This window comes from Clostridium sp. CM027, assembly GCF_024730565.1.
Lineage (GTDB): Bacteria > Bacillota > Clostridia > Clostridiales > Clostridiaceae > Clostridium_AD > Clostridium_AD estertheticum_B.
In genome coordinates this window covers 1,509,239-1,521,670 of the sequence record NZ_CP077725.1, presented here as the reverse complement: position 1 = coordinate 1,521,670, position 12,432 = coordinate 1,509,239, and the positions used below count along the sequence as shown (strand labels likewise).

The 12,432-nt window shown below is 31.8% G+C and carries 14 protein-coding genes; 10 read left to right on the top strand and 4 right to left on the bottom strand.

What is annotated here, in order from left to right:
- Window positions 1-70: 70 nt before the first annotated feature.
- A complete protein-coding gene (locus KTC92_RS07325; RefSeq protein ID WP_220286999.1) occupies window positions 71-715 on the bottom strand; it encodes an AraC family transcriptional regulator in 645 nt (214 codons plus the stop codon).
- A 275-nt stretch (window positions 716-990) separates the two neighbouring features.
- Between KTC92_RS07325 and KTC92_RS07320 the strand changes: the two genes are divergently transcribed.
- The 5 genes from KTC92_RS07320 to KTC92_RS07300 all read left to right on the top strand — a co-directional run bounded on the left by KTC92_RS07320 (window position 991) and on the right by KTC92_RS07300 (window position 6,499).
- Window positions 991-1,836, top strand: a complete 846-nt coding sequence (locus KTC92_RS07320) for a sugar phosphate isomerase/epimerase (protein ID WP_220286998.1) — start codon at window positions 991-993, stop codon at window positions 1,834-1,836.
- Between the two features lie 85 nt (window positions 1,837-1,921).
- Complete coding sequence (locus KTC92_RS07315; RefSeq protein WP_220286997.1) at window positions 1,922-2,974, top strand: zinc-binding dehydrogenase; 1,053 nt, start codon at window positions 1,922-1,924, stop codon at window positions 2,972-2,974.
- Window positions 2,975-3,014: 40 nt separating this feature from the next.
- Window positions 3,015-4,028 (top strand): inositol 2-dehydrogenase, encoded by a 1,014-nt coding sequence (gene iolG, locus KTC92_RS07310; RefSeq protein WP_220287907.1) that lies wholly within the window; start codon window positions 3,015-3,017, stop codon window positions 4,026-4,028.
- An 18-nt stretch (window positions 4,029-4,046) separates the two neighbouring features.
- Window positions 4,047-4,943 carry a myo-inosose-2 dehydratase gene (iolE, locus tag KTC92_RS07305; RefSeq protein WP_220287598.1) on the top strand — a complete coding sequence of 299 codons (897 nt, stop codon included), beginning with the start codon at window positions 4,047-4,049 and terminating at the stop codon, window positions 4,941-4,943.
- Window positions 4,944-5,089: 146 nt separating this feature from the next.
- On the top strand, window positions 5,090-6,499 hold the full coding sequence (locus tag KTC92_RS07300) for a sugar porter family MFS transporter (RefSeq protein WP_220287600.1): 1,410 nt from the start codon (window positions 5,090-5,092) through the stop codon (window positions 6,497-6,499).
- Window positions 6,500-6,821: 322 nt separating this feature from the next.
- Here the strand turns inward: KTC92_RS07300 and KTC92_RS07295 are convergent, their stop codons facing one another.
- Complete coding sequence (locus KTC92_RS07295) at window positions 6,822-6,962, bottom strand: hypothetical protein (RefSeq protein WP_216304528.1); 141 nt, start codon at window positions 6,960-6,962, stop codon at window positions 6,822-6,824.
- Window positions 6,963-7,343: 381 nt separating this feature from the next.
- Here KTC92_RS07295 and KTC92_RS07290 point away from each other — a divergent pair, with 381 nt between their 5' ends.
- A complete protein-coding gene (locus KTC92_RS07290; protein ID WP_220287602.1) occupies window positions 7,344-8,504 on the top strand; it encodes a MerR family transcriptional regulator in 1,161 nt (386 codons plus the stop codon).
- An 83-nt stretch (window positions 8,505-8,587) separates the two neighbouring features.
- Complete coding sequence (locus KTC92_RS07285; RefSeq protein ID WP_220287604.1) at window positions 8,588-8,821, top strand: hypothetical protein; 234 nt, start codon at window positions 8,588-8,590, stop codon at window positions 8,819-8,821.
- A gap of 178 nt (window positions 8,822-8,999) precedes the next feature.
- On the opposite strand, the gene KTC92_RS07280 is transcribed toward KTC92_RS07285, so the two are convergent.
- Together KTC92_RS07280 and KTC92_RS07275 are read right to left on the bottom strand one after the other, a co-directional pair.
- Window positions 9,000-9,251, bottom strand: coding sequence for a hypothetical protein (locus KTC92_RS07280; protein WP_220287606.1), 252 nt, complete (start codon window positions 9,249-9,251; stop codon window positions 9,000-9,002).
- 236 nt (window positions 9,252-9,487) lie between these two features.
- Window positions 9,488-9,676 (bottom strand): hypothetical protein, encoded by a 189-nt coding sequence (locus KTC92_RS07275; RefSeq protein ID WP_220287608.1) that lies wholly within the window; start codon window positions 9,674-9,676, stop codon window positions 9,488-9,490.
- A gap of 152 nt (window positions 9,677-9,828) precedes the next feature.
- Here KTC92_RS07275 and KTC92_RS07270 point away from each other — a divergent pair, with 152 nt between their 5' ends.
- The 3 genes from KTC92_RS07270 to KTC92_RS07260 all read left to right on the top strand — a co-directional run bounded on the left by KTC92_RS07270 (window position 9,829) and on the right by KTC92_RS07260 (window position 12,366).
- Entirely contained in the window at window positions 9,829-10,314 is a 486-nt protein-coding gene (locus tag KTC92_RS07270) for a MarR family transcriptional regulator (RefSeq protein ID WP_220287609.1), read from the top strand.
- 263 nt (window positions 10,315-10,577) lie between these two features.
- The gene (locus KTC92_RS07265) at window positions 10,578-11,159 is read left to right on the top strand and encodes a flavin reductase (protein ID WP_220287611.1); all 582 of its coding nucleotides are present in this window, start codon (window positions 10,578-10,580) and stop codon (window positions 11,157-11,159) included.
- Between the two features lie 214 nt (window positions 11,160-11,373).
- Window positions 11,374-12,366 (top strand): alpha/beta fold hydrolase, encoded by a 993-nt coding sequence (locus KTC92_RS07260; RefSeq protein ID WP_165414767.1) that lies wholly within the window; start codon window positions 11,374-11,376, stop codon window positions 12,364-12,366.
- Window positions 12,367-12,432: the final 66 nt, after the last annotated feature.

The window sequence follows — 12,432 nt, the reverse complement described above, 5'->3', positions numbered from 1 at the left end:
TTTACGATAATTGTATTTAATGCAATAAAATTCTGCCTATTTTATTATGAGATATTAATGTTTAAGTCTACTACCGCGTTCTTTTTCTATATTCATTGGGGGAAACATTCACATATTTCTTAAATGTAGTACAAAAATGACTTTGACTATTAAAACCAGATTTAAAATAAATCACATCTAGTGGATAGGATGAGTTGTCTAAGAAATTTTTTGCTACATTTGTTCTACATATGTTTATGTATTCACAAAATTTAAAACTAGTATTCTCTTTAAAAAGATAACACAAGTAGTTTCTGCTTATATGAATGTGAGTTGCAACTTTTTGTAAGGTTATCTTTTTTTCAATATTTGAATGAATATAGGCCAAAGCATGTTTTATAATTTCGTTTTCTGATATTGATTTATCATGATGAATGACTTTTATGTAGCTCTTAATAATTGCTTTCCCTAAAGAAATTAAATCTTCCTTTAAGTGATAATTGTCCATAAGATTAAGATTTTTATAGCATAAATCCTCCAAGGTTATGGAATTGTTGTTGCAGAAATAGGTGTATATAAAGATGTTGATTGAGTAGAGCAGTTTCCTTAATTCATTTGTATTACTGGATAATACTAAAAGTACTTTTACCTTTTTCATATATATCATATTGGCATTTTCTAAGTTATTATTCTTAATGTTTAAGGCAAGTTCTGTGTGATTGAGTAAATTTTTCATAGCATCTCCTTAATATTTTAAAAAAATATAGTAATAATGTTAAAAAAATCTAATTTAAAACCATTATAATGTAAATAAGAACGATAATCAATATCAACACAATAAAAAATGTAAATAAAATTGTTCCCTATCATAATGAAGAGGGACGGTAAGGGTTATCAGCAGTTACTATACCAATAGCAATATGAATGTACATAATATTATCAAGAGGAGGAAAAAAATGAAAAAATTAGTAATTATTTATTGGAGTGGAACTAAGAAAGAGGTGATTGTGTATGCCTAAAATAAGTTACAACACTAATGGATTAAGAAAACTGGAGTTGATTGAAGCCATCAACAAGGTAAAGAATTTTGGCTACGATGGCTTAGAAATGTCATTTCACGATAACCATATTAATCCATTAAACGTGAGTAGAGAGCGATTATTGCAAGTAAAAAAAATATGCAAAGATATAGATATAGATATCGTATGTATTGCTACTGGCGCTGATAAGTTATTAAGTTCTGAAAAGTTATTAAGTTCTGAACCATTTGAACCATCATTAATAAATACTGAAAAGGAGGGCAGAAGAAAAAGAATTGATTTGTTAAAAAAATCAATAGCTGTAGCTAAATATTTAGAAGTACCTGTTTTAAATTTTGCAAGTGGAAAATTAAAAGAAGGTATGGATAAAGAAAAAGCTATGGAGTATCTTTGTGAGGGAATTGATACCTTATTAGAAGAAGATGACAAAATAATACTAGCAATAGAACCAGAACCTAATTTTTTTGTCGGTACATCAGCGGTTGCAGTAGAATTAATTAAAAAGATAAATAATCCAAGATTTAGGTTGAATTTAGATATTGGACATGTTTATTGCTGTGAAAATGATTTTTATGGAGCTTTAGAAAATTCTTTGCAATATACACGCCATATTCATATAGAAGATATTAAGAATAAGGTACATTATCATCAAATACCTGGAGAAGGAGATATAAACTTTCAAAAGGTGTTTGAAATCCTAAAGAAATATAACTATGAAGATTATGTAAGTGTAGAGTTATATAACCATTCAGAAATGTGTGATAAGGCATTAAAGGAAAGTAAAGAGTACCTAACTAATGTAATCGATAGTTTTTAGTATAGTGGGAATGCATTATTAGATATAAAAGGATATATAGATGGTCTCAAAACAAATAAACAAATAAAGGAAGAGGGTAATAAATATGGTTTTAGAAAAAGCGGAGCTTTTTAAAAACAAAGCTGTAATGTTAAGTGGTCCCCAAAAGATAGAAGTTAAAGAAATAAAATTGAACCCAATCAAGGATGGTGAAATACTCATAAAGGTTAATTATGTAGCCCTTTGTGGTTCCGATATAAAACTATATGAAGGAAAATACTTAGGTCCACATAGTTATCCCATCATTTTGGGACATGAATGGGTAGGAAAAATAAGTTCTATTGGGGAAAATGTAAAAGGAAATTGGAATATTGGAGATTTAGTAACTGGAGATTGTTCTATCTATTGTGATGAATGTACTCTCTGTAAAGAGAATAAAAATCAATGTGACAATGTAGAAAAAAGAGGTATAACAATTGACGGAGCATGTGCACAATATATTATTGAAAATGAGAAGTATATTTATCATTGCCCAAAAATTAGCAAACATAAGGCGTTTGTTCTAGCAGAACCTATGGCTGTTGCTGTACAAGCAATAACCAACAGAATTGAAAAATCAAAATTAAAAAAAATTAATAATGCTTTGGTACTAGGTGCCGGCGGGATAGGCGTGATGTCATTATTTGTATTACGAGAGATAGGTATCCCTAATATTACAGTGGCAGATATAGAAAGCAAGAAACTAGAGTTGATTTCTTCATTTGATTTTTCTAATGTAAATACAGTTAACATGGATTTTAAGGATAGTATAGGGGAGTCAAATAATTGTTATGATCTTATCATTGAGGCTACTGGAAGTGGAGAAGCGTTTAAGAAAGCACTTATTCTAGCTGAAAGATGTGGAACTGTCATTTGCATTGGTCATCAGAACTATATTGATTTAGATTTTGAAACAGTTATTAAAAAAGCATTAAGTATTTATGGCAGTATTGGCGGTACAGGAGGATTTGAAAAAGCAATACAAATAATAGAGAAGAACAGTGAAAATATTTCAAAAGTAATTACTGAGACAATACCATTGGACGACGTTGAAAAAGAGTTTATTGATGGATTAAAAATATCAGATAATATTAAAATTGCGATAAATTTACAAGTATAAACAAGTATCATATGCTGATTAAGAGGGGGTACGGGGCAATATGTTAAAGGTTGGAATTATTGGTGTAGGAAGAATTGGGAAGGTACATGGAGAAAGTATATCAAAATATGTTAAAAATGCTGAAATTAAATCAATTGCTGATGCATACTTAAACGATGCTACAAGAGAATGGGCAAAGAGTAAGGGAATACTTGAGGTATATACTGACTATAAAAAAATATTAGAAGATCCAGAAATTGATGCAGTATTAATTTGCTCCTCAACAGATACACACTCACCAATCTCAATAGAAGCAATAAGAGCAGGAAAGCATGTTTTCTGTGAAAAACCAATTGATCATGATTTAACTAGAATAAAAGAAGTCATTAATGAATTAGGTAAATCTAAGGTTAAGTATCAAGTAGGGTTTAATAGAAGATTTGACCACAACTTTAAATCAATTAAGAATGCGGTTGCTAGTGGAAAAATTGGAGAACCTCATATTTTGAAAATAACTTCAAGAGATCCTGAGCCACCTTCAATAGATTATGTGAAGATTTCTGGTGGCATGTTCTTAGATATGACAATTCATGATTTTGATATGGCTAGATATCTTTTAGATAGTGAAGTTGAAGAAGTTTATGCACTCGGTAATGTATTGATAGACAACGCTATAGGCGAAGCTGGGGACATTGATACAGCTATTATAACATTAAAGATGCAAAACGGAACTTTAGCAGTAATTGATAACTCAAGGCAGTCAGCTTATGGATATGATCAAAGGGCTGAAGTGTTCGGATCATTAGGTCAGGTTTCAATAGCAAATGATAGCACTTCATCGGCAGTAGTATCAACTCAAGATGGTGTTACAGGAGAAAAACCATTATTCTTCTTCCTAGAAAGATATATGCAGGCTTATGCGCAGGAAGTAACAGAATTTATTGACGCAATTGTAAATAATACAGATACACCTGTAGATGGTGAAGATGGGTTACAAGCTGTATTAATTGGTGAAGCTGCTACAAAATCATTACATGAGAACAGACCAGTTAAATTATCTGAAATTAAATTTTAATTATGAGGGGTGTTAATTATGTTAGATAGTAAAAAGGTCAAATTAGGTATTGCTCCAATTGCATGGACAAATGATGATATGCCAGATTTAGGAAAAGAAAACACTTTTGATCAGTGCTTGAGTGAAGCCGCATTAGCTGGTTTCCAAGGAACAGAGGTAGGAAATAAGTATCCAAAGGATGTTAAAGTTTTAAAAAAGGCTTTAGAGCTTAGAGGGTTGGAAATTGCAAGCGGTTGGTTTAGTTCATTCTTAACCACGAAACCATATGAAGAAACTAAGGCGGAATTCATTAAGCATAGAGATTTTCTACATGCTTTGGGAGCTAATATAATCGTTGTAGCTGAGCAGGGACATAGCGTACAAGGTGAAGTAGATACTCCAGTGTTTGATGAAAAGTACCATTTTAATGAGGAAGAATGGAAGCTGCTTGGAAATGGATTAAACAAGCTAGGAAAGTTGGCCCAAGATAAGGGAATGAAGCTCGTTTACCATCATCATATGGGAACAGGAGTACAAACAACAGAAGAAATCGACAAGCTTATGAGCATTACTGATGAAAAGTTAGTTTACTTGTTGTTTGATTCAGGTCATTTAGTATATTCAGGTGAGGAGCATATAGAAATACTTAAAAAATATATAAATAGAATCAAGCATGTTCATTTAAAAGATATTAGACCGGAGATAGCAAAAAAGGTTAAAGATGAAAAACTTAGTTTCTTAAAAGGAGTTCGATTAGGAGCTTTTACAGTACCAGGTGATGGAAGCATTGATTTTAATGCAATATTCAAAATTTTAGCAGAAAACAATTATGAGGGTTGGCTATTGGTGGAAGCAGAACAAGACCCTGCAAAGGCAAATCCATTTGAATATGCAGTAAAGGCAAGAAAATATATTAAAGAGACATGCGGACTATAATCTCCCTGTAAGTATATTAAATTTATGTGGTGTATTTTTACTATACTACAATGAAGGGAAATATAAAAGTTTACCGGTTAAAAGTTAGGGAAACCAATGCTTTCTGAATTTAACAAGCTACTAATTATGAAGTAGGAGGAATTAGTATGGAACAAAATCTTAAGAAAAAAAAATTCCTAAGCAAAATAGCTTTTATATCAACTTTGGGTGGACTTTTATTTGGATATGATACGGGGGTAATCAATGGGTCCTTAAGATATATGGCTAGAAAGGATCAATTGGATTTAAACACTATCACTGAAGGACTTGTTACAAGCGGATTATTATTTGGTGCAGCTATAGGTGCAGTAGTAGGAGGACGTTTATCTGATAGATACGGTAGAAAAACAATAATTAAATTTCTTGCTATAGTTTTCGTCTTTGCAACTTTAGGTTGCTCAATTTCATCTAGTGCATCAATTTTAATCTTTTGTAGATTTATATTAGGACTAGCGGTGGGAGGAGCATCAGTTATTGTACCAACATTTTTAGCTGAAATATCTCCTACGCACTTAAGGGGAAGTATTGTCACCCAAAATGAAGTTATGATTGTTATTGGACAACTATTAGCTTATATATTGAATGCTATTTTAGGAAATGTTTTTGATACTCCTGGTATTTGGCGCTATATGATAGTCATTGCTACTATCCCAGCAATTATCTTATGGGTTGGAATATTAACAGTTCCTGAAACCCCGAGATGGTTAGCCGCTAACGGAAAATTTTATCAAGCATTGGAGATTTTAAGAAAGATTCGTAATGAAGAAGATGCAGAGGAGGAAATTAAAGAAATAGAACAAGTTATTCAATCTGAAAAAAATTTAGAGTGTGCTACTTTTAAAGATTTAAATACTCCATGGATTCGCCACATTGTATTAATTGGAATCGGAATAGCCGTTACACAACAAATCCCAGGAATTAATATAATGATGTATTATGGAACAACAATTTTGGAAAAAGCCGGTTTTGGAACTCGAATGGCATTAATAGCTAATATAGCAAATGGATTAATGTCTGTTATTGCGGCAGTTATCTATATGAAATTTTTTGCAAATAGATTTGGTCGTAGACCATTATTATTAATAGGACTTTCTGGAACTACCTTAACTATGCTTGCAATGTCTATTCTTACAAATACGTTAGCGGGTTCAAGTATGCTTCCATACGTTGTACTTATATTTACTGTGATTTTCTTAGCTTTCTTCCAAGGGTGTCTTGGACCAATAGTCTGGTTATTACTAGCCGAAATTTTCCCGATAAGAATAAGAGGATTAGGAATGGGTATTGCAGTATTTTTCCTATGGACCACTAACTTTTTTATTGGCCTTCTTTTCCCTACAATATTAAAAGGGTTAGGTTTATCTGGTTCATTTATGGTATTTGTAGTGTTAGGTGCTATGGGTATGATATTTGTATATAAATGTGTACCAGAAACACTTGGTATATCTCTTGAAGAATTAGAGAAAACTTTTAAGAATTATAAAACAAAAAATACAGGGATAACTATAGAAAAATAAATAGTAGAAATTACAAATAGACAAAGGTACATTTAAAAAAATAGGTTCTTAATTAGTGTGATTTCTAGTCATTAATAATAAAGATTATTCTTATATGTCATCTCAAGTAACCCCATATCTATGATAGGGGGTTACTTGAGATGACAATGATCTTAATAGGGGTTATTGCAACATTAACCTTTATAAATCAAAGAAGCAACATATGGTTTTTTAAATGTAATATTTATTATATGCGTTTCCCAAATAGCATGTTCTTCCATGTATTTGTTTATTCTTCCTCTAAATTTTGTTCTTTACCATATTTATTACTTACATCAAGAAATTATTTCCCTTTCTTTTTCTTTTTAAGATTTCCTTGTCTACCAATACTTTCTGTAGGTTTTATCTTGGACTTTGCCTTGACGCTCTTAGCTTTCTCCACTGACTTGTTAACAGCTACCTTACCCTTAACAATTGCCTTCATAATATCCCCCTTTTGATTTTCTTTTATTCTAATATGGTAATTTGCCCTATTATCATATTGTACGTATTTATCATAGAAATAACACTTAAAATCACAAATAGTACCACAGTGACTTTCACAGCGTTAATAGCAACCGCAGTCGCAAGCTCCTTAGAAAAACTCCCTGGGGGATATTAATAAATCATGGATATAATTTGTTTTGCTACTTTGTCTAACTAAATTAGATGCTCTATGCTCTTAAAAAAAAAGTAAAAAAGTGTTGACCCTAACACAATGTCATAGTGTAATATAAAAATAGAGTTTAACGACATTGGCAAAACTCATAGACGGCGAGTATTAAACAGTATTGATAGCTCTAAAGTCAAAGTTGGAGGTGCAGCAATGAAAACAATAAAACAAGTTTCGGATTTGACAGGAATAAGTGTGCGCATGCTACATTACTACGATAAAATCGGATTGTTAAAACCAAGCAATTTTACAGACGCAGGTTACAGACTTTATGACGATGAAGCTCTTGAAACCTTGCAACAGATTTTATTTTTTAAGGAACTTGATATACCACTAAAAGAAGTTAAAGAAATCATGGCTAGTGCCCACTTTGATAAAATGCAAGCACTAAAAAGTCATGAAAAATTGCTTATACTAAAACGCAACAGATTGAATGGTTTAATAGAACTTGTAAATAAAACATTAAAAGGAGAAACCACAATGAGTTTTGAAGAATTTGATATGAGTGAATATTATAATGCACTAGAAGAATTTAAAACTGAACACAAAAATATTATAATTAAATCTTATGGTAGTATGGATAAATATGATAAATTTATTGGAATGTGTAAATCTAAGGAAGCTGAGATTGCTAAAATGGCTATAAAGGAATATGGAAGTATTAAAAAATATGTTAAAGCTATGAAGAAAAATTTTAATAGTGATATGTTTATTAAAGAAGAACAATATGATAAGTTTAAAAAAGATTGCTTGGAAGATAAGCATCCTAAATTAAAAGAACTATATAAAAAGCTTGTATCTGACTTAAGTAAAGACCCTTTTTCAAAGGAAATTCAACAGATTGCTGAAGAAATAACAAATATAGCTAAAAAAGATTATGAAATTTTCAAAATGGATAATGGGGATGATTATTGGTACTCTATGGTAAAAATTTATTTAGTATATCCTAAGTGGATAGAAGAAGTTGATAAGAAATATGGAAATGGTGCATCTAAATTTATCGGAGAAGCCCTAAAAAATTATTTGGCAGATAAGCTGCCTAAAATAAATACATTATATGAAAAGCTTACATCTGACTTAAGTAAAGATTCTTCTTCAAAAGAGATTCAACAAATTGTTGAGAAAATTGCAGCTATAACTAAAAAGAGTCTTGAATCTTTAAAAGTGGATGTTGGAGATAACTATTGGGGTTATACAGCTGATCATTATTTATCAAATCCTACGTATATAAAAGTAATCGATAAGGAATATGGCACTGGTGCATCTAAATTTATTGGAGAAGCTTTAAAATTTTATTCTGAAAATAATAAGTAATGAATTATCCCAAGCACTCTCAATTTCTTGAGATGTTTCATTTTTAATGAAGGCTTTACATCTGGATTTTCTATCCGTTTTCTATGACAAGAGATGCTAATGAGTTTTTCCATGACAAAAGAATTGATAGAGATATTTATTTTTCTGGAGGATATGATTTGTTTCAAGAAGTGGAACATATATTTTCCTATGATGAGATCGAGTATTATGAGAAATTGGGGATCAATTACTATGAAGAAGGTTCTTTTGAACTTATTAGATGGTTTTCGGAAATATGGAAGAAAAATCAACATTCCTTCGTACTTATGTTTACATGAACGATATAAGATCTTTTGATCTAATAAATTTGAGAAGTGTTTAGGCACATGCTGAATATTAGTTCCAGCATGTGACCAGTTTTACAATTATGTCCATTGAACCCTATTTGAATCTACCCAAATAGATATTTTAAAGGTATTAATGATCTATTACTAAGTAAATACAAAATATTTTATACTAGAATTTTACTGAAGACACAAAACATAAATTAACTGCAGCTCCATCGGTTCCAGGAATGTCAATTAATGCTAAACTTGCACCAGTTGCTAAAACAGTGTTGTTGCCTGATATTATATTGTCTCTATTTGAATCTATATTAGCAACACTTTTACTAATATTATCTTCAAACAATAATCTTAGCTGTTCAGAGCAACATTGCTTACAAGCATCTGACATATCTTTAATAGTTTTATCCAAAGCAACTTTCAATGCATCTGGTACTTTATCGGAAGAACTATCTACTAAAGCGGAAGCTTGTATTAACTCAATTTCACAAAGAGATACAATTGTTCCATCTTTAAATTGAACTAATACCGCTGTGGATGCATCATTTGCATCAGGATAAAATCTATCTATGCTGTCATTAGTTACAGGTGGTTGTGGTGCTACTGTTTCAACCCTTATGTTAGTTGCACTAACGCTAAATAGATAACCTAAAACTACTCTTAAACTTGGTAAACAGCATTCACAACTACTTGGCCCGGCAGGTCCTTGAGCTCCAGTATCGCCTTTCGGTCCTTGTGGACCGGAAGGTCCTTGAGCTCCAGTATCGCTTTTCCGTCCTTGTGGGCCAGATTGGTCATCAACTTAAAAAGGCAGTAATGTCTTTTTTCTATATAATCTGCTAATATCATAGAAATAACACGAATGATGAATGGTTATACGACTTTGTCTCTATTTTTTCAGATGTAGCTCAATGCTTAGAATAATTACTTTAACATTGTTGAAATAGAAACAAAAGTATAATATAATATTGTTAATACACTAACGGGTGGGAGGTTAGGCCATGAACAAAGAAGAACAGGTCATAATGGGTTTCAGGGACTTATTAAACAAGATAGTTTCGCTTAATAAGGTTAAGATGAAAGACAGTCTTAAGGGCTATAAGTCTTCTGAAGTACATTGCATCGAATACATTGGAAGAAATGTAGATTCAAACGTGACAAAACTTGCGGAGTCCTTTTATATGACTAGGGGTGCCATAAGTAAAATGACTAAAAAGCTCATAAAAAAAGGCATTATCGAAAGCTACCAGAAACCGGATAATAAGAAAGAAATCTATTTTAGGCTTACTGAGCAAGGGAAAGTAATTAACAAAGTCCATGAGCAGTTGCACAAAGAGTTTCAAGAGCGGGATAAAGCCGTATTTGAACAGGTAACCGAGGAACAATTTGATATCATGCTTAGCTTCGTGGAAAAGTATAGTAGGCATTTGGATGCAGAAATAAAGAAGCAAGGTGTAGATATAAAAAATCCAAATGATTCTGAATAATGGGGTTGTATAAAAAAGTAGCCTAAAGGGGCTGTATCAAAACGCTGAAACATCAGCGTATGATACAGCCCCCTTTATTATTGACAAGGAAACAATAAAGTGATAGAATGGTTATGTTGCCAAGGAAACATAACTATTCTTTTTCGAGAGGTGAGAATTTTAAATGTGTAAATTTAAGTAAATCAATACACAATCTACAGAACAAACCGTTATATAATATATATAATAATACTATAAATAGACCAGACATAAAAGGAGAAAAAATGAAAGAAAAAATAAATCATGTAAATGTCAAAGAGATGAATTTTGATCAATTATTTAAACAAATTTCTACGGAAGAGATATGCGACAATGTACTTACGTTGGTAGGTCCGTTGGTAGGAAAAGAATTTACGGTTATTACTGCGGGCAAGGAAGATCATTATAATTCCATGATAGGCAGTGGGGGTGGTTTGGGAACTCTTTTCAAAAAGCCCACCACTTGGTGTATTCTTCGAGCAGACCGTTATACGCTTGAAATAATTCAAAAAGAGCAAACATATACGCTGTCTTACTTCGCGAATGAATATAAGGAACAAGTGCTCCTTTTGGGAAGTAAATCAGGAAGAGATAGTGAAAAAATGAAAGAAGTTGAATTGACAAGGGTTCAAACTCCTTCCGGTGATATGTCTTTCAAAGAAGCCAGACTAATTATTGAATGTAAATTAACGCAACTTACTACCCCCAATCCCAATGATTTTTACACACAAGAAACTAAAGACTATATAAACGAAGCTTACAAAGAAGCAAACCATTATCGCAAATTTGCATTTGGGGAAATCACCCATGTTTGGGTAAAGAAATAAGAAGAAACCAGAATTAACGCAGAGAATAATAAGTCATTCTCTGCTTAAGTCGTAGGGGTTAAAAATAGGGTTGTTTTTTAACAACTCTTTTTTTAATTTTCCATAAAATTGCAAAATATACAATTTTATGGAATTAAAATATAAAATATGGTATATTCTTATATGTAAGGTATATTTAACTATCTTATTTTTAAAAATATAAGGGGGCGTTAAAATGAGAGGAAATGTATCAAAAAAGCTTATATCTACTGTAGTAGCGGCTACACTAATGTTGGGGTCATTCTCAATAAATGCATATGCTAAGGAAGATAATAATCAATTTGAAGGTAAGGTAAGCATAGGCGATTTCGGGCTATATACTAAAATAGCGGGAGAGGGCAAGGTTTCTGTAGTGTTTGATTCAGGTTATAATGATGGTATAAATACTGAAAGTGATCCCCAAAAAGGTTGGGGAGAAATTCAACAGGAAATATCTAAATATGCAAGAACAGTAACATATGATAGAGCAGGGCTTGGAAAAAGTGATGACACTGCCAATAGAGAACCATTAAATGATAAAGATAGGCAACTATTGATGAATAATAATTTTTGCTCAGTATCATATGATAGCTCAATATTTGAAAAAGGTAATGGCAAAACAGCCATTGATAAAGCTCGTAACTTACATGCCCTTTTAAGAGCAAAAGGTGTTAAAGCACCTTATCTTTTAGTAGCTCATTCAATAGCTAGTTTAGATGCTGTTGAATTTACAAAATTGTATCGAAAAGAGGTTGCAGGCATAATTATGGTAGATGGTTCAGGAAAGAATGTTATGGGGGATGCGATGAATTTCATTAATTCAAATATGCCAGAACTGAAAGAATCTCTCTTAGGTCAGTTTACTAAAGCGGATGGCACAATAGATGAAGTATTACAAAGTGAGCAGCAGGTGTACCAAGCAGGAGATGTACTTAGAAATGTACCATTAACTTACCTATCAGCAGATGATGAAGGTATGGGACCCATATATCAAGCAGTTGTAAACGCAGAACAAGAAGATTGGCTTAGCTGCTCTAATTATTCTAAAAGAATACCAGTTCCAAATTCTGGACACTATATATATATAGACCAACCTCAGTACGTAGTAAATGCAATTAAAGACATGATTAATACTATAGAAAATAAAAATTCACCACACAAGGATGATAATCAAAAGATTATGAAATAATAATCGGTACTTTGTTAAGGTCAATTCAAGTAAAGTTTGCGCTAGATTAAGAGGATGATTTCTGTA